This is a genomic window from Sulfitobacter sp. (assembly GCF_039977885.1).
GTDB lineage: Bacteria > Pseudomonadota > Alphaproteobacteria > Rhodobacterales > Rhodobacteraceae > Sulfitobacter.
This window is the reverse complement of the sequence record NZ_JBDWCI010000001.1, coordinates 61,896-82,180: the sequence shown is the minus strand read 5'-3', so window position 1 is coordinate 82,180 and position 20,285 is coordinate 61,896. Positions and strand designations below refer to the sequence as shown.

Annotated in this window: 23 protein-coding genes and 1 riboswitch; of the genes, 11 read left to right on the top strand and 12 right to left on the bottom strand. The window is 57.6% G+C overall.

The window, feature by feature from the left end; genetic code table 11:
• Positions 1–139 precede the first annotated feature (139 nt).
• The 9 genes from trpA to ABJM03_RS00395 all read left to right on the top strand — a co-directional run bounded on the left by trpA (position 140) and on the right by ABJM03_RS00395 (position 7,743).
• The gene (gene trpA / locus ABJM03_RS00435) at positions 140–931 is read left to right on the top strand and encodes a tryptophan synthase subunit alpha (RefSeq protein WP_348414853.1); all 792 of its coding nucleotides are present in this window, start codon (positions 140–142) and stop codon (positions 929–931) included.
• 213 nt (positions 932–1,144) lie between these two features.
• A complete protein-coding gene (locus ABJM03_RS00430) occupies positions 1,145–2,311 on the top strand; it encodes an alpha-hydroxy acid oxidase (RefSeq protein ID WP_348414851.1) in 1,167 nt (388 codons plus the stop codon).
• Positions 2,311–2,901, top strand: coding sequence for a hypothetical protein (locus ABJM03_RS00425; protein WP_348414849.1), 591 nt, complete (start codon positions 2,311–2,313; stop codon positions 2,899–2,901). The genes ABJM03_RS00430 and ABJM03_RS00425 overlap by 1 nt, the downstream gene beginning before the upstream one ends.
• Positions 2,902–3,022: 121 nt before the next feature.
• On the top strand, positions 3,023–3,658 hold the full coding sequence (locus tag ABJM03_RS00420) for a 50S ribosomal protein L25/general stress protein Ctc (RefSeq protein ID WP_348414848.1): 636 nt from the start codon (positions 3,023–3,025) through the stop codon (positions 3,656–3,658).
• A 141-nt stretch (positions 3,659–3,799) separates the two neighbouring features.
• Positions 3,800–4,498, top strand: a complete 699-nt coding sequence (pth, locus tag ABJM03_RS00415) for an aminoacyl-tRNA hydrolase (RefSeq protein WP_348414847.1) — start codon at positions 3,800–3,802, stop codon at positions 4,496–4,498.
• Entirely contained in the window at positions 4,495–5,547 is a 1,053-nt protein-coding gene (locus tag ABJM03_RS00410; RefSeq protein WP_348414845.1) for a DUF2332 family protein, read from the top strand. Before pth ends, ABJM03_RS00410 begins: the two co-directional genes overlap by 4 nt.
• Positions 5,548–5,613: 66 nt before the next feature.
• Positions 5,614–6,777 carry a serine hydrolase gene (locus tag ABJM03_RS00405; protein WP_348414844.1) on the top strand — a complete coding sequence of 388 codons (1,164 nt, stop codon included), beginning with the start codon at positions 5,614–5,616 and terminating at the stop codon, positions 6,775–6,777.
• A gap of 10 nt (positions 6,778–6,787) precedes the next feature.
• Positions 6,788–7,168 carry a DUF2237 domain-containing protein gene (locus ABJM03_RS00400; protein ID WP_348414842.1) on the top strand — a complete coding sequence of 127 codons (381 nt, stop codon included), beginning with the start codon at positions 6,788–6,790 and terminating at the stop codon, positions 7,166–7,168.
• A complete protein-coding gene (locus ABJM03_RS00395; RefSeq protein WP_348414840.1) occupies positions 7,165–7,743 on the top strand; it encodes a DUF4893 domain-containing protein in 579 nt (192 codons plus the stop codon). The genes ABJM03_RS00400 and ABJM03_RS00395 overlap by 4 nt, the downstream gene beginning before the upstream one ends.
• Before the next feature lie 24 nt (positions 7,744–7,767).
• Here ABJM03_RS00395 and trpB read toward each other — a convergent pair whose 3' ends face one another.
• From trpB to rpsA, 5 genes are all read right to left on the bottom strand, one after another.
• Complete coding sequence (trpB, locus tag ABJM03_RS00390) at positions 7,768–9,000, bottom strand: tryptophan synthase subunit beta (protein WP_348414839.1); 1,233 nt, start codon at positions 8,998–9,000, stop codon at positions 7,768–7,770.
• A 139-nt stretch (positions 9,001–9,139) separates the two neighbouring features.
• The gene (locus ABJM03_RS00385; protein ID WP_348414838.1) at positions 9,140–9,787 is read right to left on the bottom strand and encodes a phosphoribosylanthranilate isomerase; all 648 of its coding nucleotides are present in this window, start codon (positions 9,785–9,787) and stop codon (positions 9,140–9,142) included.
• A gap of 6 nt (positions 9,788–9,793) precedes the next feature.
• Positions 9,794–10,144 carry a LapA family protein gene (locus tag ABJM03_RS00380; RefSeq protein ID WP_348414837.1) on the bottom strand — a complete coding sequence of 117 codons (351 nt, stop codon included), beginning with the start codon at positions 10,142–10,144 and terminating at the stop codon, positions 9,794–9,796.
• The gene (gene ihfB, locus ABJM03_RS00375) at positions 10,144–10,428 is read right to left on the bottom strand and encodes an integration host factor subunit beta (RefSeq protein WP_348414836.1); all 285 of its coding nucleotides are present in this window, start codon (positions 10,426–10,428) and stop codon (positions 10,144–10,146) included. Before ihfB ends, ABJM03_RS00380 begins: the two co-directional genes overlap by 1 nt.
• A 267-nt stretch (positions 10,429–10,695) precedes the next feature.
• Positions 10,696–12,372 (bottom strand): 30S ribosomal protein S1, encoded by a 1,677-nt coding sequence (rpsA, locus tag ABJM03_RS00370; protein ID WP_348414835.1) that lies wholly within the window; start codon positions 12,370–12,372, stop codon positions 10,696–10,698.
• Positions 12,373–12,752: 380 nt separating this feature from the next.
• On the opposite strand from rpsA, the gene ABJM03_RS00365 reads away from it, so the two are divergent.
• Positions 12,753–13,061 carry a hypothetical protein gene (locus ABJM03_RS00365; RefSeq protein WP_348414834.1) on the top strand — a complete coding sequence of 103 codons (309 nt, stop codon included), beginning with the start codon at positions 12,753–12,755 and terminating at the stop codon, positions 13,059–13,061.
• An 84-nt stretch (positions 13,062–13,145) separates the two neighbouring features.
• Here the strand turns inward: ABJM03_RS00365 and ABJM03_RS00360 are convergent, their stop codons facing one another.
• The 6 genes from ABJM03_RS00360 to ABJM03_RS00335 all read right to left on the bottom strand — a co-directional run bounded on the left by ABJM03_RS00360 (position 13,146) and on the right by ABJM03_RS00335 (position 18,059).
• Entirely contained in the window at positions 13,146–14,063 is a 918-nt protein-coding gene (locus tag ABJM03_RS00360) for an MBL fold metallo-hydrolase (RefSeq protein ID WP_348414833.1), read from the bottom strand.
• A 124-nt stretch (positions 14,064–14,187) separates the two neighbouring features.
• Positions 14,188–14,565 carry a rhodanese-like domain-containing protein gene (locus tag ABJM03_RS00355; RefSeq protein ID WP_348414832.1) on the bottom strand — a complete coding sequence of 126 codons (378 nt, stop codon included), beginning with the start codon at positions 14,563–14,565 and terminating at the stop codon, positions 14,188–14,190.
• Positions 14,566–14,637: 72 nt separating this feature from the next.
• The gene (locus ABJM03_RS00350) at positions 14,638–15,252 is read right to left on the bottom strand and encodes a hypothetical protein (protein WP_348414831.1); all 615 of its coding nucleotides are present in this window, start codon (positions 15,250–15,252) and stop codon (positions 14,638–14,640) included.
• Positions 15,253–15,337: 85 nt separating this feature from the next.
• Positions 15,338–15,955, bottom strand: a complete 618-nt coding sequence (locus tag ABJM03_RS00345; protein WP_348414830.1) for a d(CMP) kinase — start codon at positions 15,953–15,955, stop codon at positions 15,338–15,340.
• A complete protein-coding gene (gene aroA / locus ABJM03_RS00340) occupies positions 15,948–17,297 on the bottom strand; it encodes a 3-phosphoshikimate 1-carboxyvinyltransferase (RefSeq protein ID WP_348414829.1) in 1,350 nt (449 codons plus the stop codon). The genes ABJM03_RS00345 and aroA overlap by 8 nt, the downstream gene beginning before the upstream one ends.
• Positions 17,298–17,357: 60 nt before the next feature.
• Positions 17,358–18,059: a tRNA (guanine(46)-N(7))-methyltransferase TrmB gene (locus tag ABJM03_RS00335; protein WP_348414828.1), complete on the bottom strand. Its 702-nt coding sequence runs from the start codon at positions 18,057–18,059 to the stop codon at positions 17,358–17,360.
• Positions 18,060–18,170: 111 nt separating this feature from the next.
• Between ABJM03_RS00335 and ABJM03_RS00330 the strand changes: the two genes are divergently transcribed.
• Positions 18,171–18,995 (top strand): response regulator, encoded by an 825-nt coding sequence (locus tag ABJM03_RS00330; protein WP_348414827.1) that lies wholly within the window; start codon positions 18,171–18,173, stop codon positions 18,993–18,995.
• 23 nt (positions 18,996–19,018) lie between these two features.
• On the opposite strand, the gene metK is transcribed toward ABJM03_RS00330, so the two are convergent.
• Positions 19,019–20,200, bottom strand: coding sequence for a methionine adenosyltransferase (gene metK / locus ABJM03_RS00325; protein ID WP_348414826.1), 1,182 nt, complete (start codon positions 20,198–20,200; stop codon positions 19,019–19,021).
• A 5-nt stretch (positions 20,201–20,205) separates the two neighbouring features.
• A riboswitch (SAM-SAH riboswitch) is annotated at positions 20,206–20,256 on the bottom strand.
• Positions 20,257–20,285: the final 29 nt, after the last annotated feature.

Genomic DNA, 20,285 nt, shown 5'->3' with positions numbered 1-20,285 from the left:
AGCAATGAGCTGCCATATAGGCAATTCGAATTCACCAGCACCAATATCAGCAATTCCCTACCGCCTGACGCACCTTGCGCATTGATTTCCCTGCGCAGATTCGGCATTGGAATCTGAACACTTTAAAAAGGCCGCTGTTATGACCCGCATTGACGCCAAATTCGCTGACCTCCAAGCCAAAGGCAAAAAGGCCTTTGTCTCATATGTGATGGCCGGTGATCCGGATTTTGACCGGTCATTGGAAGTCGTGCGAGGCCTACCCGGCGCGGGTGTCGACATCATCGAACTGGGCCTGCCCTTTACCGACCCGATGGCAGACGGCGAAACAATCCAGCTTGCCGGACAACGGGCTCTGGACGGCGGCATGACACTCAACCGCACGCTGGAACTGGCGACCGAGTTCCGCAAAGAAGATGACACAACACCCATCGTGCTGATGGGCTATTATAACCCGATCTATTCCATGGGTGTGGACGCCTTTCTAAAAGCTGCCAAAACAGCCGGAATCGACGGGCTGATCGTTGTGGATCTGCCCCCCGAAGAGGACAGTGAGCTGTGCCTGCCCGCACAGGCGGCCGGCCTCAACTTTATCCGCCTCGCGACCCCTACAACCGACGATCACCGTCTTGAGCGTGTGGCCCAAAACACCTCTGGCTTTGTTTATTATGTCTCGATCACCGGAATCACAGGTGCCGCCGAGGCGGACGCAGGCGATGTTTCTCCGGCTGTGGCGCGTATCAGCAAGGCGACCGGCCTGCCGGTCATCGTGGGCTTTGGTGTCAACACGCCCGAGAAATCCAATGCCATCGCAAAAGTCGCGGACGGTGTGGTTGTAGGCTCGGCCATCGTGAGCCAGATCGCCAAGGGTAAAAGCACCGAAGATATTCTGGCGTTTGTCAAAACGCTTGCTGACGGTGCCCATTCCGCCTGAGCTGGCAGCCCGCCGCGCAGATCCGCGCGCAATATCTACCACTTCCTAGCATATCGGGCATGAATGCCCGCCCAAACCACACCCCGGTTTGCAATTCCGCGTGGCTGAATGCCATCGCGGGATTTTGGCCGTCCAACGCCGTGGAATTCCGCCGTTGATTTGCCCACCGTCAATTGGTAAGAAAAAATTACCAATTAAGATCGGACACCCCTCATGCCCACGATTACCAATATCGACGACCTAAAACGCATACACCGCCGCCGCGTGCCCAAGATGTTCTATGACTATGCCGAAAGCGGCAGCTGGACAGAGCAGACCTTCCGCGAGAATACGTCGGATTTTGATAAAATCCGCCTGCGTCAGCGCGTAGCCGTTGATATGTCAGGCCGTAGCACCCAGAGCGAAATGATCGGTCATAAGGTCACGATGCCTGTGGCGCTTGCGCCTGTGGGCCTCACAGGCATGCAACACGCCGATGGCGAAATCAAAGCCGCCCGCGCGGCCGAAGCCTTTGGCGTCCCCTTCACGCTTTCGACCATGTCCATCAACTCGATCGAGGATGTCGCACAAGCCACCAATAAACCCTTTTGGTTCCAGCTTTATACCATGCGCGACGAGGATTATGTAAATCGCCTGATCGAGCGCGCACGCGCGGCCAAATGCTCGGCCCTTGTGATCACGCTTGATCTGCAAATTCTTGGCCAACGTCACAAGGATATCAAAAACGGCCTCTCCGCCCCGCCAAAACTGACACCTTCCTCCATTGCAAACCTGATGACAAAATGGCGTTGGGGCATAGAGATGCTGCAAACCAAAAACCGCAGCTTTGGCAATATTGTCGGCCATGTTGAAAACATCTCCGACACGGGCGACCTGAGCGCCTGGACCGCCGAGCAGTTCGACCCCTCCCTTGATTGGGGCAAAATCGCCAAGATCAAGGAAAAATGGGGCGGCAAGGTTATCCTCAAAGGCATTCTGGATGCCGAGGATGCGAAAATGGCGCTGCAAGTGGGCGCGGACGCGATCATCGTGAGCAACCACGGCGGACGGCAACTGGACGGTGCGCTCAGCTCGATCCGTATGCTGCCCTCGATCCTTGATGCTGTGGGCGACCAGATTGAGGTTCATCTTGATAGCGGGATCCGCTCGGGTCAGGATGTGCTCAAGGCGATGGCCATGGGCGCGTCAGGCACGTATATCGGGCGCGCGTTCATCTATGGGCTGGGCGCGATGGGTCAGGCCGGTGTTACCCGCGCGCTTGAGGTCATCCACAAGGAGCTGGACACAACCATGGCCCTATGCGGCGAGACGCAGATCGGTAATCTGGGACGTCACAACCTACTGGTTCCCAAAGATTTCGAAGGTGACTGGCAGGACTGATGCTGGTTTTCTCCGACCAAAACCTTGTGATGTTTTCGGTTCCCAAAACCGGAACAACAGCGATGGAGTCGGCCCTGAAACCCTGGGCCGACATCACATTCAACAAGCACCGCAAACACTCTCCGGTTAATCGCTACCGGCGCAAGATCGCCCCCTTCCTGCACACCGCTTTCGGGCTGGAGCCTGAAACGATGGCTGTCATCCGCGCGCCCCTGGACCATCTGCGAAGCTGGTATCGCTACCGCGCAGCAACTTTGGACGTTGATTTTGACGCCTTCGTGCGTGCTGTCATTGCAGCTGACCCTCCTGATTGGGCACGCATTGGCTCCCAGTGGAATTTCCTGACTGATGCTGACGGGCAGCTTGGCGTGACACATCTGTTTGCATATGAATCGCAGCCTATTCTACGCAGTTGGCTTGATGACCGAATGCAGGCCGAGATCGTTTACAAGGTGCGAAATGTCTCGCCTTCGGTGCCGACGCCAATCACAAAACCGACACAGGCCGCATTTGAAGCGCATTACGCCAACGAGATCGCGCTGCACGCCCGCGTCAAGGCACAAGGCGGCCATCTGGTCACAAAGACATAAGCCGTCAACAACACGGCTGATATTTTCTCTTTCCACAAAGGAAAAACCGGTCTATACGCGCGACTTCACGCGGGGATACAGCCTTGGAGGATTCCCGCCCTTAACACATTGGAGAATTATTATGGCCGGAGAGATCCCAGATCTTGAAGTTCAGGAACGCACGGGGACAGGCAAGGGCGCCGCTCGTCAGGCACGCCGCGATGGCTTGGTCCCTGGTATTGTTTTTGGTGGTGACGTTGACCCGCTGCCAATCCAGATGGATTTCAACAAACTGCTGACCATGCTGCGCAAAGGCCGCTTTAAAGCGACTTTGTTCAACCTCAAAGTTGAAGGCCACGATGACGTCCGCGTTATCTGCCGCGACGTTCAGCGCCACGTTGTAAAAGACCTGCCAACGCACGTCGATTTCATGCGCCTGAAGCGTACAACCAAGATCAACCTCTACATCAACGTTGAAGTATCCGGTGAAGAAGAGTGCCCAGGCCTGAAAAAAGGCGGCACGCTGAACCTGGTACGCTCCGAAGTTGAACTGCTGGTGACAGCATCGGATATCCCCGAAAGCATCACAGTAGACATCTCCGAGCTGGAAATTGGCGACAACGCAACCATCTCGAACGTCAAGCTGCCAGAAGGCTGCAAGCCGGTCATCGACCGTGACTTTGTGATCGCTCAGGTTTCCGCACCATCCGGTCTGGCTTCCTCGTCCGATGGCGAAGAAGAAGCGGCCGAAGGTGAAGGCGAAGCAGCAGAAGAATAATCTGCGCTACGCATTGCGAGATATGATTTTAACGGGGCCGCCTTTGGGCGGCCCCGTTTTTCGTTGTGCTGTTGGGGTCGCTGGCTTGCTGGACCCTGCTGCCCTGCCCCTTTATGCTAAGCGCAAGCAGTGGAGAAATAGATGAAACTGATCGTAGGTCTTGGCAATCCGGGGGCGAAATACGCCCGCAACCGGCATAACATCGGCTTTATGGCGGTGGAACAGATGGCAGCCGATCACGGCTTTGGCCCGTGGAAATCCAAACACCAAGGCAGCATCAGCGAAGGCCGTTTTGGCAGCACCCGCGCCGTGCTGCTGCGCCCTGAGACCTTTATGAACAAATCCGGTGATAGCGTGGCTGCGGCCATGCGGTTCTACAAGCTTGAGCCTGAAGACGTGGTTGTTCTGCATGATGAACTCGATCTCGCCCCCGGCAAGGTGAAATACAAAATGGGCGGCGGGCATGCGGGTCACAACGGCCTGCGGTCTATCCACAGCCACCTTGGCCCCGACTATGGCCGCGTGCGCCTTGGCATCGGCCATCCCGGCCACAAAGACCGCGTGGCCGGTTATGTCCTCAATGATTTTGCCAAAGCCGAAGCCGATTGGCTGGATGATGTTATGCGCGGGCTGAGTGATGGTGCGCCCTATCTGGCCGAAGGCGACAATGCCAAGTTTATGAACGCTGTTAGCCTACGCACCGCCCCGCCGCGCCCCTCCACCGGCACCAAAGGACCGAAAAAAGCCCCCTCTCCCGCAAGCACCCCCAAAGCAGAACCACCCGCCGAGGACACAGCCGCCCTCAGCCCCCTGCAAAGGCTTATGGACCGCTTTAAATGAGCCTGCCCGAGGCGCTGCGACAGCAGGCGGCGTCCTGTGCCGCTCTCGGCAGCCCTTTCATGGCGCAACTGCTGAACATGCTGGCCGCGCATTGGCCCGAAGACACGGCCATCGCCCGCAAATTTGCAGGCTTCAGCGGCGATATTGGCCCCGCGGGCCATTCCCTGCCCTTGCGAATCGCCGGTGGTCTGCATGCGCTGGTGCTCAGCCGCCGTGACGCAGCGCTGGCCGCGCTATACCCGCCACACAACGCGACAGATGCGCAATTGCGCGATGCCGTGCTGGCTGCTTTTGAGACCCATGCGGACTTCCTGCTCGACTGGACCGAAAGCCCTCCGCAAACCAATGAAGTGCGCCGCTCGGCGGTGTTAATCGCTGGCGCGCGGGTGGCTGCGGCGCATTTCGACCTCCCCCTCCATCTGAGCGAGCTGGGTGCCAGCGGCGGGCTCAACCTGATGTGGGATCACTATGCGCTGGAGCTGGGCGGCACCCGCTACGGCCCTGACATGCCGGTGATCTGCCTCACACCCGACTGGACCGGCCCGCCGCCGTCAAAGCATACGCCACGGGTTGCTCAACGCGCAGGCGTGGACCTGAACCCGCTAAATCCGCAAGATGGCAATCACCTGCTGCGCCTGACAGCCTATCTGTGGGCGGATCAACCCCACCGGCTTAGCCTCACCCGCGCTGCCGCTTCTGTAATGACCGCGCCGATTGAAAAAGGTGACGCGATCGAGTGGCTGGGCCGCAGGCTGTCCTCTGCTCCGCAAGGCCACCTGCACCTGATCCAGCATTCGGTCGCGTGGCAATATTTTCCCGCTGATGCCCGCGCTCATGGCACCGCCCTGATCGAAGCCGCAGGCGCGCGGGCCACAGCAGATAGGCCATTGGCATGGCTTTCAATGGAAAGCGATGGTGATGTGACAGGCAAGCAGGGGGCCGCGATCACCCTGCGTTTGTGGCCTGGCGATATCACGATTGCGCTAGGGCGTGCCGATTTCCACGGTCGGTGGGTCAATTGGGCCTATGACGGTACGGCCTGCACATGATCCGAGGCTGGCCCGCACCGCTCTGCCGTGTTTGACTAAGCCGGACAAGCAATCACAGGAGACACCATGCGAAACACCCTCAGATGGAGCGCCCGCATTTTGCTCGTGCTTGTGCTTGCAACGGCGATTGTCGGCTTTTGGCAGCGCGAACAAATTACGCGCCTGCTGGCGGTCAATTCGTTGTTTGCCGAAGATAGAATCGTGCATAATTTCTCGCATATGGACGAGGCTTTTTTGACGGTGCCTGTTCCGCGCGGCATTGGTGCCACAACCGAACTTGGCTATGGTGCACAGGCCACCCTACCCGCACAGGTCGACCAGTGGATCGTCGAGCGTAGCGTCACTTCACTGGTGATCCTTAAAGACGGGAATATCGCACATGAAAGCTATCACCTGGGTACTGGACAGGATGATAGGCGGATTTCATGGTCGGTCGCCAAAAGCTATCTATCAGCCCTTATGGGCGTTCTTGTAGACGAAGGCGTCATACCTTCGCTGGATGCTCCGGTGACGCAATACGTGCCTGGGCTTGCTGACGGAGCTTATGATGGCGCGAGCATCCGCAATGTGCTCAATATGGCCAGCGGTGTGGTATTTGACGAAGACTACCTTGACCCGCAATCCGACATCAACAAAATGGGCCGCGTGCTGGCCCTTGGGGGGAGCATGGACGGGTTTGCCGCAGCACGAAGCGGGACCTTCGCCGCCCCCGGCACCGTTTGGCAATATACGTCCATCGACACCCATGTGCTGTCCATGGTGATCCGTGCAGCCACAGGTGAGCCGTTGGCTAAACTGCTAAGCGAAAAGATCATCACCCCGATGGGGTTGGAATATGCCCCCTATTATCTGACAGACGGTTTTGGCGTGGCATTTGCGCTGGGTGGTTTAAACCTGACAACGCGCGACTATGCCCGTATGGGGCAGATGTATTTGCAAAACGGATACTACAACGGGCAACAGATTGTGCCCGCAAACTGGGTGGCTGCCTCAACCGTCTCCTCCGCTCCGACAGCCCAAGATGCAATCGGATATGGCTATCAATGGTGGGTGCCCCAAGGTGCCCCCGAGGGCGAATTCATGGCACGTGGCATCTATGGCCAATACATCTATATCAACCGCGCAAGGGGCGTGGTCATCGCAACCAATGCCGCCGACCGAAAATTCCGCGAAGCTGGCGTAAGCGATCAGAACATCGCTATGTTCCGCAGCATCGCAAACAGCATTTAAGGAGAGCCTGATGGAACCGGACAAAAGCATAAACGTATTAAACGGTCCGCTGGCCTTGTGCGGCAGCGATCCGGTAACAGGGTTCTTCCGTGACGGTCATTGCAACACCTGTGCAGCCGATCAGGGCAGCCACACGGTCTGTGCCATTATGACGGCCGAATTTCTCGCTTATTCCAAATACGTGGGCAATGACCTTTCGACGCCAAACCCCGCTTTCGGGTTTGCGGGTCTAAAACCCGGCGATGCATGGTGCCTATGTGCGGGACGTTTCATGCAGGCCGCTGAAGAAGGCTGCGGCCCCCAAGTCCACCTTGCCGCCACCCATATGCGCGCGCTGGAAATTGTGCCTCTTGAGGTGTTGCGCGCCCATGCTGTGGAGGATGACGCATGAAGCTTACAACCCTTACCACGTTGTTGGCCCTGCTTGCGTGCACAGCAACAGCACAAGACATCCGCCCCCAAGAACAGGCGCGGCTCAACCGTTTTGAGCGGATCGCAGGCACGGCCCTGCTAGAGGCCCTATCAGGCGGTGCCCCCGAAGATGTCGCAGCACTCAGCACGGCGCTGTCTGGCGTGCCGGACATTGCCTTTGACCCATCATTGCAGGGGGAATGGCACTGCCGCACCATGAAATTGGGCGGCGCGCCCCGACTGACGGTCTATAGCAGCTTCAAATGCCGCATGTCTTTGGACAATACAGGGGTCACGTTTGAAAAGCTGTCCGGCTCACAGCGCACATCTGGCCGGATCGAGATGCGCGACGGGCGCGCGGTCTATCTTGGCGTTGGCTATGTTTCCAGCGAGACCCCGCAAAGCTATGCGGATCTTGCAGCCGATTTCGAGGGGACAGGCACCATTACCCCCGACGTCGCAATTTTTGAGCGCATCTCGGCAAAACGGGCGCGGTTAATGTTCCCCGCGCCCGTCAATGAAAGTGATTTCGATATTCTGGAACTGACCCGTTAGGTAGCCAGCCTTTGCCAACAATCCTTAGGCAAATTCGCCCATTTCAAACCCAAGCGCGCGTGCGACGGTAAAGATATCCTTGTCGCCGCGCCCACACATGTTCATCACAAGCAGATGATCCTTGGGCAAGGTCGGCGCAATTTTCATCACATGGGCCAACGCATGGCTCGGCTCAAGCGCAGGAATGATCCCTTCCAGTTCACAACATTTCTGGAACGCGGCCAGCGCCTCCTTATCCGTGATCGAGACATATTGCGCACGCCCAATTTCATGCAACCATGCGTGCTCGGGCCCGATGCCCGGATAATCCAGGCCCGCGGAAATCGAAAACCCTTCAAGGATTTGCCCGTCATCATCTTGCAGCAGATATGTGCGGTTGCCGTGCAACACGCCCGGACGCCCGCCCGTGAGCGAGGCGCAATGTTCCATTTTGGCGTTCACGCCTTTACCACCCGCCTCGACACCTATGATATTGACGGATTTATCGTCTAGGAAGGGATAGAACAGGCCCATCGCGTTGGAGCCGCCACCGATTGCAGCGATGAGCGTGTCAGGCAGACGGCCCTCGGCCTTTTCCATTTGCGTGCGGACTTCTTTGCCGATGATGCTTTGAAAATCGCGAACCATGGCGGGGTACGGGTGCGGGCCGGCCACTGTGCCGATGCAATAGAATGTGTCGCGCACGTTTGTCACCCAATCGCGCAGCGCGTCGTTCATCGCGTCCTTGAGCGTGCCACGGCCAGAGGTAACGGGAACGATTTCAGCACCAAGCAGGCGCATGCGGAAGACGTTTGGTGCCTGACGCTCAACATCATGGGCACCCATGTAGACCACGCATTTCAGGCCGAATTTCGCACAGACAGTTGCAGTCGCCACGCCGTGCTGGCCCGCGCCGGTTTCGGCGATGATGCGCTTTTTGCCCATGCGGCGGGCAAGGATGATCTGGCCCAGCACGTTGTTGATCTTATGCGCGCCTGTGTGGTTCAGCTCGTCCCGCTTCATGTAGATTTTTGCGCCGCCCAGTTCCTCGGTCAGGCGTTCCGCATGATACAGCGGGCTGGGGCGGCCTACGTAATGCTCCCACAGGTCGTCCATTTCGGCCCAGAAGGTCGCGTCGGTCTTTGCTTTTTCATACTCGTCTTGCAGTTCAAGAATGAGCGGCATCAATGTCTCGGAGACAAAACGGCCCCCAAAATCACCAAAGCGGCCATTTTCATCGGGGCCGGTCATGAAGCTGTTGAAAAGATCGTTTGCCATTGCGCGGGTGCCTTTCGGAAACTCAGTTGGCAACAGCAGTATCGCCCATGCGCGCAATGGTAAAGCAGGCATCAAGCCGCAATCGCAGGCTTTCCACCAACGTTATGTCCTTGGCCCATGCAGTCAGGTTTCGGCGCTGTCAGCCTTGGCGCGCTGCGGCGATCAAATCGGCGATCATACCGGCGTCTTTTACACCGGGGCTGCTTTCTACACCGGAGGATACATCAACCTGCTGCGCCCCTGTGAGGCTGATTGCCTGAGCCACGTTATCAGCAGTCAGACCACCGGCCAGCATCCACGGGCAGCGCCATACACGCCCGGCCAGCAACCGCCAGTCAAACGCCAAACCGTTGCCCCCGGGCAGTGCCGCATTTTTGGGCGGCTTGGCATCAATCAACAGCTGATCCGCGGTTCCTGCATAGGCATCAATCTGGGCAAGGTCCGAAGCTTCGGCCACACCAATCGCTTTCATGACCGGCAGGCCATAGCGCGCCTTCACCTCGGCCACACGCGCGACGCTCTCGCTCCCGTGGAGCTGCAGCATATCCAGCGGAACCGCAGCCGTGAGCGCATCCAATGCGGCATCATCCGCATTCACGGTCAGCGCCACCTTGCAAATGCCCACAGGCACTTGCGCGGCCAATGCCGCTGCGGCTTCGATCTCGAGGTGACGAGGTGATTTCGGAAAGAAGACAAAACCGACGTAACGCGCCCCTGCCGTAGCAGCCGCCTGCACGCCTGCGCGATCGCGCAGGCCGCATATTTTCACCGATGTATTTTGAGACATCCGCGCTTAGCTGGCTTTATCCAGAAGGGCCAGGACCTCATCCTTGCCTTCGTGCTTCTCAGCTTTCAGCTTTTCGACCTCACGCTGCAGGCGGCGCATTTCGCGTGCCTGTTTTGCCGCTTCGGCGCGATCACCGAATTCACGGACCCACTCCCAGACAAAACCGATGAGCAGACCTGCAAGAATGCTCCCCAGAATGATAACGAACAGCGGCAATTCGATAGAGGGGTTCACTGCAAACATGCCCGACAATTCAGTAGGCAAAACCTGCAACGCCACATTGGCACGATTGGCCAGTGCGACAGAAATCAAAGCCACCGCGAAGATGGCGATACATAGATAGCGGACGTAGCGCATTAACTTTTCCCGTTTAACCGATCACGGAGCAATTTCCCCGTTTTGAAGAACGGTACATGTTTCTCTACGACATGAACAGTCTCACCGGTACGTGGATTGCGTCCTACACGCGCATCCCGCTTTTTGACCGAGAACGCACCAAAGCCGCGCAACTCGACGCGATCCCCATTCGACATCGCGTTCGTTATCTCGTCAAATATAGTATTTACGATCCGCTCAACGTCCCGTTGGTAGAGGTGAGGATTGTCGTCTGCGATCTTCTGGATCAATTCGGACCGTATCATACGTTTCTCCCGCGTATTGGTGCGTCAATTAATCGTTACTATAGGAAAGAACCGGTCTCACGAAAAGTGACTGTTAGTACCAATTACCGGTTTTCCCCACCCCCTATAGGGGAATAAGGGAAAAATGCAGCAATCAATGGTAGTAAGACCGGAAAATCAGAAACAAGCGCTAAATTAGCAATAATCCGATGAAAACTGATTCGGCCAGAAAAAACCCCGCGCATTGCTGCGCGGGGCTCTGTTTACTTACCAATTCGATGGTTCGAATTAGTCGTCGGTGGTCTTGAGTGCGGCACCAAGGATGTCGCCCAAAGACGCGCCGGAGTCGGACGAGCCATACTGTTCCACGGCTTCTTTCTCTTCAGCGATTTCACGCGCTTTGATCGAGACGCCCAGACGGTGTGCTTTTGCGTCGACGTTGGTGATGCGTACATCCACCTTGTCGCCAACGGAGAAGCGCTCTGGGCGCTGCTCTGCACGGTCGCGGGATAGGTCGGAGCGGCGGATGAAGGCTTTCATACCTTCGTATTCCACTTCGATGCCACCGTCTTCGATGGAAGTCACAGCCACAGTCACAACAGAACCGCGCTTCACGCCGCCCACTGCTTCTGCGAACTTGTCGCCGCCCACACCTTTGATGGAGAGCGAAATGCGCTCTTTCTCGACGTCCACTTCGGAGACAACGGCCTGAACCATGTCGCCTTTGCGGTAGTCCTGGATCGCTTCTTCGCCGCGCTGGTCCCAGCTAAGGTCGGAGAGGTGAACCATGCCGTCGATGTCGCCTGGCAGGCCAACAAACAGACCGAATTCGGTGATGTTTTTGACTTCGCCTTCAACTTCGGTGCCTTCAGGGTGTGTTTCAGCGAACACTTCCCATGGGTTGCGCATGGTCTGCTTGAGACCAAGGGAAACGCGGCGCTTGGCACCATCGATTTCCAGAACCATGACTTCGACTTCTTGCGAAGTAGACACGATTTTGCCGGGGTGTACGTTCTTTTTGGTCCAGGACATTTCGGACACGTGAACGAGACCTTCAACACCAGGCTCCAGCTCAACAAAGGCGCCGTAATCGGTGATGTTGGTCACGCGGCCAGTGTGCGAGGATTCCAGAGGGTATTTCGCAGCAACCAGATCCCATGGATCTTCTTGCAATTGCTTCATGCCCAAGGAGATGCGGTGTGTCTCTTTGTTGATCTTGATGACTTGAACCTTGATGGTCTCGCCAATTGTCAGGATCTCGGATGGGTGGTTCACACGACGCCATGCCATGTCTGTCACGTGCAGCAGGCCGTCTACGCCGCCAAGGTCCACAAACGCACCGTATTCGGTGATGTTCTTGACCACACCGTCGACTTCTTGGCCCTCGGTGAGGTTGCCAATAACTTCGGCACGCTGTTCGGCACGGGATTCTTCGAGGATCGCACGGCGCGATACAACGATGTTGCCACGACGACGGTCCATTTTCAGAACCTGGAATGGCTGCTTGAGACCCATCAATGGGCCTGCATCGCGCACGGGGCGCACATCAACCTGCGAGCCGGGCAAGAACGCAACAGCGCCGCCAAGGTCCACAGTGAAGCCGCCCTTGACGCGGCCAAAAATTGCGCCTTCGACGCGCTCTTCTGCTGCGTAGGCTTTTTCCAGACGGTCCCATGCTTCTTCACGGCGCGCCATCTCACGGGAGATAACCGCTTCGCCGCGAGAGTTCTCTACCTGACGCAGGAACACTTCGACTTCATCGCCGACTTCAACTTTGGGAGCTTCGCCTGGTTCAGCGAATTCTTTAAGCTCAACGCGGCCTTCCATCTTGTAGCCTACGTCGATAATGGCTTGGCCCGCTTCAATCGCGATCACCTTACCTTTGACAACAGAACCCTCTTCGGGTGTGTCCATTTCGAAGCTTTCGTTCAAGAGTGCTTCAAACTCGTCCATCATATTCGCCATGTAGCGTATCGTATCCTTATAAGTGTTTTCTGGCCGCGCGGTTGTCTCCGCCGGTCTTTAGATTGATGCCCACCTTTGGTGTGACGGTGAATGCTGTCTTTGGCACGTAGATCGGGTCGGGATAAAGAAAGAGGGCCGGAATTTCCCCGACCCTGCCCAATATATCGCGCCCGAAGCTTGTATCCGCCCCTTGGACAACCGCGCGTATACGAGATTCTATCCCGCCGTGCAAGTGCACAGCCGAATGCCCTGTTGCTCGGCCAGAATTGGCCGGCGGCCTGCCCTGTAGTAAATTTTTTTCACAAAATCGCGACAGAATCTACGCCCCTCGTTCGTATCAAAAAGGTCCTGCACGCGACAGGATCAACAAGGATACGAATATGACACTGACATCAAAGATCACTGCCTTTGCCACAGCTTTGGCACTTCTCTCGCCCATCGCCGCCTCCGCGCAACAGCAACAGCAACAGCCCCCGCGCCCCGACATGGGCAAGATGGCGGCGGATCTGGGTGTAAGCGAAGACACCCTGAAGTCCTGCCTGCCCCGCCCCACCGAAGGCCAGCGCCCTGAACGACCGGATGCGGCAAAAGTGGCAAGCTGTCTGAAAGCGGACAATCACGCGATCACCACTGCGGAAGTGAACGAGGTGCTGGGTAAAAACGGTCCCGGCGGCAAACGCGGCAGCTGATCAACGACAAAAGGCCAGACAACGTGTCTGGCCTTTTGCATTCTATCTTGAAAAGCCGGCGGTCACCCGCGGCTTTGCACGCCCTTAGCCGATCAATTGATAGCTGTGCGGCACATAGCGGTAGCCGCCTTCGCCACGCGTTTCGACATAGCCCATACCGGGGAATGGCATGTGGTAGCCGATAAGCGGGCAGCGATCTGTGCTGACCATGTCAAAAACCCTCTTGCGTGTGGCTGCTGCCGCTGCCTTGTCCATGTCGAACTTGACCTCCCACTCAGGGTAGCCCAGCGACCAGACATAGTGGTTGGCCGTGTCCGCCATCAGCAACAACTGCTTGCCGCCACTTTCCAGCATATAGCCCATGTGGCCCGGCGTGTGGCCAAAGGCCTCGACCGAGGTGATGCCGCCGCGCACGTCCTGCCCTGCATTGAGGAAAGTCATTTTCTCCGCCAACGGACGCACCTTGGCCTCAAAGCCTTCGTTGTCCTGTTTGGCCCATGCGTCATATTCAACCTGCCCGGTGACATAGGCCGCGTTGGAGAAAGTTTCGTTGTTTTCATCGTCGGTCAAACCGCCAATGTGATCGCCGTGCATGTGCGTCAGCACAACATGCGTGACGTCTGTGGGCGCATATCCTGCCGCAGCAAGCGCAGTTGTCGTGCCTGCCGCATTCAAGCCCGTATCGAACAGGATTACTTCGCTGCCCGTGTTCACAACCGTCGGCGTAAAGAAGAATTCAGCCGCATCTGTCGTCAGGAAGTTTGCCGTGCTTACCTCTTCGAATGTCGAGTCATCAACATTCATACCAAAAATCTGATGGGGGTTTTCGACGCTGCGATTGCCGACCAGAAGGGTGGTCACGCGAAAATCACCAAGTGTGAAATCACGGTGCGTCGGCATAGATGCTGCGGCATGGCCCGCGGCAAATGTCAGTGAAGGTGTGGCAGCGGCCAAAGGCAGCGCTGCCCCGGTGATAAGGGCCTGACGGCGGGTAAGTTTCATCGGATAACCTCATGTGTGAACGGTACAACTTCAAATAGCATGCGACCACAATTCGGCAACCTAACAAAATCGTGAACATTCCCCTCCCGGCCTCTATCTTCAGCCACCGGCAGACTGTGAACTATCAGGCTTCGGTTGGCCCGCCGGCCTCTTTCCATGCCGGAAAGCCGCCAATGTTCGTCACATTGGAAAACCCCATGTCCTTAAGCGTTTTACCTGCCAGCGCCGCCTGCCCGCCTGCACCGCACACCAGATAAATTTCCGCATCTTTTTGAAAGATCGGGTTATACATCGCCTCCATCGCCGGATCAGCGCGGAACTCGATCATGCCACGCGGCACCCGATATGCTCCTGCGATTGTCCCGCTTTTGGCGATATCGCCACTGTCGCGCACGTCAATAAACACCCCTGTACCAGCGGCATGTTTCGCGATCGCATCCTTTGCCTCCATTTTCGGGACAACGGCATTGGCAGCTTCCATGTAGTCTTTTGCAGCTTTCATGGTGATCATCTCCTGATGATTAAATTCTATGTATGAGACCTAGCGCAAAATCGCGCGGCGCGGCACCCTTACTCACAGCGCCTCACCCTTCTTTTGCAGCTCTTCAAAAAGCTTTTGATAGATACCGTTGGAATCTCCCCCGCCAAAAACTTGGGCACCGCCTGAATAGGTCTGGCCATAGCTGCGGGCAACATTGACCGTTTGCACCAGCGCCGAGATCAGTTGATCGCGTTTCAACGGCGACAGAGGGTGGATATAAACGCCCCAAAGCCGCCCATTCGCCACAGCATAGCGCGCATCAAGTGCTGCATCGAAGTTTGCCTGCATCATGCGCAGCAAATCCTCGGGTGTCAGCCCGTCAGCGCTCGCGATGGGCACCATTGCCCGCATCCGGTCTGCCCTTGCATCGGCTATGATAAGGACGGGAATATCCTCGATGGTAAATTGCAACGACTGCCCTTGCGGGACGACCTCGGGATCAATCGCCTGAATGATCTGCGCCAGACGCCCAAGGGTCATTGGCCCCTCGTCGGGGATAGTCCCGGGCACTTGAACCGCAGGCCCCTCCGGCGATGCCTCGGGTGCCAATTCCGGCCTAGGCGCGTCAGGTGCTGCCTCGGGCGTGGCTTGCTGAGCAAAGGCCATCGCAGGCGTCAGAAGGGCGGCGAAAAGAAAGGCGCGGATCATGGGAACATCTCCTTGTTTCCCTATGATCTTAGCGAGGCCTCGCAATAAGGCGATACACCCTTTGGTGAGGCGTGTTACGCCGCTTCTAGCGCTGGCTTGCCTTCAAGACGACCTCAACCGCCGCTGCTACAGCTTGCTCGATCGTCAGATCAGAGGTGTCTATCACCACCGCATCGGCAGCAGGTTTCAACGGTGCCTCCACGCGCTCCATATCCCGTGCATCGCGGGCTTTCACATCAGCCAGCACCGCTTCGAAGCTATCCTCTATGCCGCGCCCCGCCAGCTCGGCAAAACGACGCTTTGCCCGTACTTCCGCGCTCGCGGTGATAAACAGTTTCACCGGCGCTTCGGGGCAGATCACCGTCCCGATGTCCCGCCCGTCCAGCACGGCACCGCCAGAGCGTGCAGCAAAACTGCGTTGAAAATCCAAAAGCGCCGCGCGCACATCCGCGATTACCGCAGCCTTACTCGCGGCTTGTGCAACTGCCGGCGTGCGCAGGCTGTCATCTTCAAGGTCTTCTGCCACCAGTCCGCGCGCGGCGTCGGTGGCATCGATACCGGCCAGCACTTTGGCCCCTACCGCGCGGTATAAAAGCCCCGTGTCCAGATGCGCAAAGCCGAAATGCGCGGCGACCGCCTTGGAGACCGTGCCTTTGCCCGCAGCAGCAGGGCCATCAATAGCGATGGTAAACCCTTCAGACATCCCGCGTCACTTGCGCGCCCAACGCGCCCATCAGCGGCTCAAAAATCGGGAAAGACGTGGCAATAGGACCACCGTCATCCACCTTGACCGGCGTATTGGAGGCCATTCCAAGGATCAAAAAGGACATTGCAATCCGGTGATCGAGCTGACTGGCACAAACCGCGCCACCCGCTACTTGGCCGTGGCCCGCGCCAGTAACGGCCCACCAATCCTCGCCCTCATCCACTTCGATCCCGTTAGCGCGCAGGCCCTTGGCCATCGCGTCAATACGGTCGCTTTCCTTCACCCGCAGCTCACGCACGCCGCGCATCATTGTCTGACCTTCGGCATAAGCCGCAACAACGCTGAGAACGGGATATTCATCAATCATGCTGGCCGCGCGGGCCGGTGGCACCTCGATGCCCTTCATATCCGGCGAGAACCGCGCCCGCAGATCGGCCACAGGCTCTCCGCCCTCGACCCGTTCGTTTTCATAGGTCAGATCCGCGCCCATCTCGCGCAGAGTGGTAAACAAACCGGCACGCGTGGGGTTGAGCCCGATCCCCGGCACCAAAACATCAGAGCCGGGCACAATCAGCGCCGCACAGACAGGAAAGGCAGCCGAGCTGGGATCACGGGGCACTTCGATATGCTGTGGCTCAAGCTCCGGCTGGCCGGTGAGCGTGATCTCACGCCCCTCTTCTGTCTCAACCACAGAAATCTGCGCACCAAAGCCTTCCAGCATACGCTCGGTATGATCGCGGGTGGCTTCCTTTTCGATGACAACCGTTTGCCCCGGCGCGTTGAGCCCCGCAAGCAGCACCGCGGATTTCACCTGCGCCGATGGCACAGGCACCACATAGCGAACGGGCACAGGCTCTGCCGCGCCCACAAGCGTCATGGGCAACCGCCCGCCCGTGCGGCCAACCGTCTGGCAGCCAAACAGCGCCAGCGGGTCCGTCACCCGCGCCATAGGGCGGCCATTGAGGCTGGCATCGCCAGAAAATGTCGCCGTAATCGGCTGGGTTGCCATTGCTCCCATAATTAGGCGCACGCCCGTACCGGAATTGCCGCAATCAATCACCTGATCCGGCTCGGCAAAACCGCCCACACCCACACCCTTAACCGACCATTTGCCGCCACCATGATCCACGACCTCGGCCCCGAAGGCGCGCATGGCTTTTGCCGTATCCAACACGTCCTGCCCTTCGAGCAGCCCCGTGATTGTGGTTTCCCCCACGCACATCGCGCCCAGGATCAACGACCGGTGTGAAATGGATTTATCACCCGGAACATCAGCAGTTCCGTTCAAAGGCCCGCAGGCGGTTGACGTCATTGGAATTGGATCACCGTGGCCCGACATATTGTGCCCTCACTATTGGTTTGTGCTGTTTTAACTGGCAGGCCAAAGCCCGTCCATGTTTTAGGTTTTGCGGAAAGTCAGATAATGCGGCGTCCGCCCTTCCCGCAGGGCTTTTTGTTCGTACCGCGTCGACAACCAATCATCCCACGGCGCGCGCCAATCGGTCGGATGCTCGGCCAACCACTCGAACCCATAGCGCGGCACCTCTTCGAGGGTCTGGCGCACGTAGTCTTCGATATCGGTCGCCACGCGAAAGATGGCTCCAGGTTTCAACACGTGGTTCAAAGGCACAAGGTGCTCTTCGGTGACAAAGCGCCGGCGATGGTGGCGCGCTTTGGGCCAAGGATCAGGATAGAGCAGAAACGCCTTTGAAATACTTGCTTCGGGCAGAATATCAAAGATGTCGCGCACATCGCCGGGGTGAACTTTGACATTGTCCACACCTGCGCGCCGCAGCTTGCCCAGCAACATTGCAACACCGTTGATATAAGGCTCACAACCGATGATGCCGACATCAGAGTTGCTCTGGGCTTGATGCACCATGTGCTCCCCCCCGCCAAAGCCCACTTCGAGCCATGCAGGTTTACCGCCAAACATCGCGTCCACATCCAACATATGGCGTTCGGGATTGGCATCCCAATCCACAGCACCAGGAGACAGGGCGGCAAGGTCTTCGTCCAGATAGGTCTTCTGGGACTCCTTGAGATTGTGCCCCTTGAGGCGACCATAAAAATTGCGGCGTGGTTTAACAGGTGTGCTCATGCACGGGCGTTTATCGGGGAAGGCGCAGCACTTCAATCCCCGTGGCAGATACCGCCCGTTAACATTCCGGGTGGTATACAAAATCAACCACATCTACAGGCAGGAGCCTTCATGAGCATATCGTCCGACATCATACAGGTCGGTGTATCACCACAGATCGCCAGCATCCTGATTGTCGATGATCAACGGTTTGACCGAAGCCGCCTGCGCAGGATGTGCGGCAATCTGGGCTTTACCACACATATAGACGAAGCCGAATCTTTGGACGGGTTGCGCGATCGTCTTAGGAAGGACCGCTTTGATCTGATTTTGCTCGATCACCATCTGACTGATGGCACCGGCCTTGAAGGGGTGGATATCATCCGTGCCGACACGGTCAATCGCGGTGCCGCAACCGTCATGGTGACCGGGACCGACCACGCCGACGTCGCCGTTCGCGCCCGTAAACTCGGCATCCACCACTATCTTAGCAAAGAGGAGCTTACATTGGAAAAATTGCGTCAGGCCACACTCGGCGCGTTAAAGAAAACGCCTGATTACATCGAAAATGCCCCTCAATCGTCACATCGTTCAAGCGGTCGGGACGAACTACGCAGCTTTTCGCGCGAATGTGCGCGTGATATCAAACCCATCGTCAGCCGAATGATGCGGCAAATGCGGGAATTGCGCGAGATCGACGAACTCCCCCCCGAAGAGGCCACATTGCGGGTGGAGCGGGTCGAAGGGTCCATGCGCAGGCTTTGGGCATTTTTGGAAGACCTAGATGAGCTAGGCGCTAACGCCCCCGCAACAGAGGCTCCTACAATTTCCCATCTGCGCAGCGAAATGGATGCGCGGGCGGCACGCGTTCAATTGCGCGTCCCGTCCATTGCGCCCCAAAAGCTCAGCAAGAAGCCCCTGAAAACGCCATCCGTTTTTCGCAGGCGTCCCGACTAACAAAAGCCGGAACGCCGCATAATCTAGATTTGCGCCGCCAGAGCATCGGCCAGATCTGTGCGTTCCCAGCTGAACCCGCCGTCGGCATCAGGCGTGCGGCCAAAGTGGCCGTAGGCAGCTGTGCGTTGATAGATTGGCTTGTTCAGCTCCAGATGCTGGCGGATACCGCGCGGCGTAAGGTCCATAACCTGAGAAATTGCGCGCTCGATCGCCTCGGGATCGACCTCACCCGTGCCGAAGGTATCGCAATAAATCGACAGCGGCTTGCTGACGCCGATCGCATAGCTCAGCTGGATTGTACATTTGGACGCCATGCCCGCCGCAACGACGTTTTTGGCCAGATAGCGCGCCGCATAAGCCGCCGAGCGGTCAACTTTTGTCGGGTCTTTGCCAGAGAACGCGCCGCCGCCGTGCGGAGCCGCGCCGCCGTAAGTGTCAACGATGATCTTGCGCCCTGTCAGGCCCGCATCTCCGTCAGGGCCGCCGATGACAAATGTTCCCGTCGGGTTTACCCACCATTCGGTCTCGTCCGAAATCCAGCCCTCGGGCAGCACTTCGCGAATGTAGGGTTCGACGATAGCGCGAATATCCACGCTGGTCTGGCTTTCTTCAGCGTGCTGCGTGCTTAGGACGATAGACGTCACGCCCACAGGCTTCCCGTCTTCATAGCGAACCGACAGCTGTGATTTTGCATCCGGACGCAGCGTAGGCTCGGTCCCGTCCTTACGCACTTCGGCCAGACGTTGCAGGATCGCGTGGGCATAATGGATCGGTGCCGGCATCAGCACATCGGTTTCATCGGTGGCATAGCCGAACATGATGCCCTGATCGCCAGCACCTTCATCCTTGTCAGTTGCGGAATCGACGCCCTGCGCAATATGCGCGGACTGTTCATGCAGCAGATTGGTGATTTCGACTGTTTCGTGGTGGAACTTGTCCTGCTCATAGCCGATGTCTTTGATACAGGCGCGCGCGATGTCCTGAATGCTATCCATATAGCTGTGCAGCTTGTCCTTATCCGACAGGCCGACCTCACCGCCGATGACGACACGGTTCGTGGTGGCAAAGGTCTCTGCTGCGACCCGCGCCTCGGGCTCCTCGGCGAGAAACGCGTCCAGCACCGCGTCGCTGATCCGATCGCAAACTTTATCGGGGTGGCCCTCGGAAACGGATTCCGAGGTGAAAATATAAGACTTACGGGACATGAACGTGCTCCAAAAAAATGATCCAGCACCACGTCAGGAAGCCGTTGTGGTGCGCTTAGACCGAGGTAAGCCTCCCTGACCTGCG

What these genes read in the sequence shown, in the direction of transcription:
- trpA (WP_348414853.1), top strand. Translation starts at nt 140, where the DNA reads ATGACCCGCATTGACGCCAAATTCGCTGACCTCCAAGCCAAAGGCAAA.
- ABJM03_RS00430 (WP_348414851.1), top strand. Translation starts at nt 1,145, where the DNA reads ATGCCCACGATTACCAATATCGACGACCTAAAACGCATACACCGCCGC.
- ABJM03_RS00425 (WP_348414849.1), top strand. Translation starts at nt 2,311, where the DNA reads ATGCTGGTTTTCTCCGACCAAAACCTTGTGATGTTTTCGGTTCCCAAA.
- ABJM03_RS00420 (WP_348414848.1), top strand. Translation starts at nt 3,023, where the DNA reads ATGGCCGGAGAGATCCCAGATCTTGAAGTTCAGGAACGCACGGGGACA.
- pth (WP_348414847.1), top strand. Translation starts at nt 3,800, where the DNA reads ATGAAACTGATCGTAGGTCTTGGCAATCCGGGGGCGAAATACGCCCGC.
- ABJM03_RS00410 (WP_348414845.1), top strand. Translation starts at nt 4,495, where the DNA reads ATGAGCCTGCCCGAGGCGCTGCGACAGCAGGCGGCGTCCTGTGCCGCT.
- ABJM03_RS00405 (WP_348414844.1), top strand. Translation starts at nt 5,614, where the DNA reads ATGCGAAACACCCTCAGATGGAGCGCCCGCATTTTGCTCGTGCTTGTG.
- ABJM03_RS00400 (WP_348414842.1), top strand. Translation starts at nt 6,788, where the DNA reads ATGGAACCGGACAAAAGCATAAACGTATTAAACGGTCCGCTGGCCTTG.
- ABJM03_RS00395 (WP_348414840.1), top strand. Translation starts at nt 7,165, where the DNA reads ATGAAGCTTACAACCCTTACCACGTTGTTGGCCCTGCTTGCGTGCACA.
- trpB (WP_348414839.1), bottom strand. Translation starts at nt 9,000, where the DNA reads ATGGCAAACGATCTTTTCAACAGCTTCATGACCGGCCCCGATGAAAAT.
- ABJM03_RS00385 (WP_348414838.1), bottom strand. Translation starts at nt 9,787, where the DNA reads ATGTCTCAAAATACATCGGTGAAAATATGCGGCCTGCGCGATCGCGCA.
- ABJM03_RS00380 (WP_348414837.1), bottom strand. Translation starts at nt 10,144, where the DNA reads ATGCGCTACGTCCGCTATCTATGTATCGCCATCTTCGCGGTGGCTTTG.
- ihfB (WP_348414836.1), bottom strand. Translation starts at nt 10,428, where the DNA reads ATGATACGGTCCGAATTGATCCAGAAGATCGCAGACGACAATCCTCAC.
- rpsA (WP_348414835.1), bottom strand. Translation starts at nt 12,372, where the DNA reads ATGGCGAATATGATGGACGAGTTTGAAGCACTCTTGAACGAAAGCTTC.
- ABJM03_RS00365 (WP_348414834.1), top strand. Translation starts at nt 12,753, where the DNA reads ATGACACTGACATCAAAGATCACTGCCTTTGCCACAGCTTTGGCACTT.
- ABJM03_RS00360 (WP_348414833.1), bottom strand. Translation starts at nt 14,063, where the DNA reads ATGAAACTTACCCGCCGTCAGGCCCTTATCACCGGGGCAGCGCTGCCT.
- ABJM03_RS00355 (WP_348414832.1), bottom strand. Translation starts at nt 14,565, where the DNA reads ATGAAAGCTGCAAAAGACTACATGGAAGCTGCCAATGCCGTTGTCCCG.
- ABJM03_RS00350 (WP_348414831.1), bottom strand. Translation starts at nt 15,252, where the DNA reads ATGATCCGCGCCTTTCTTTTCGCCGCCCTTCTGACGCCTGCGATGGCC.
- ABJM03_RS00345 (WP_348414830.1), bottom strand. Translation starts at nt 15,955, where the DNA reads ATGTCTGAAGGGTTTACCATCGCTATTGATGGCCCTGCTGCTGCGGGC.
- aroA (WP_348414829.1), bottom strand. Translation starts at nt 17,297, where the DNA reads ATGTCGGGCCACGGTGATCCAATTCCAATGACGTCAACCGCCTGCGGG.
- ABJM03_RS00335 (WP_348414828.1), bottom strand. Translation starts at nt 18,059, where the DNA reads ATGAGCACACCTGTTAAACCACGCCGCAATTTTTATGGTCGCCTCAAG.
- ABJM03_RS00330 (WP_348414827.1), top strand. Translation starts at nt 18,171, where the DNA reads ATGAGCATATCGTCCGACATCATACAGGTCGGTGTATCACCACAGATC.
- metK (WP_348414826.1), bottom strand. Translation starts at nt 20,200, where the DNA reads ATGTCCCGTAAGTCTTATATTTTCACCTCGGAATCCGTTTCCGAGGGC.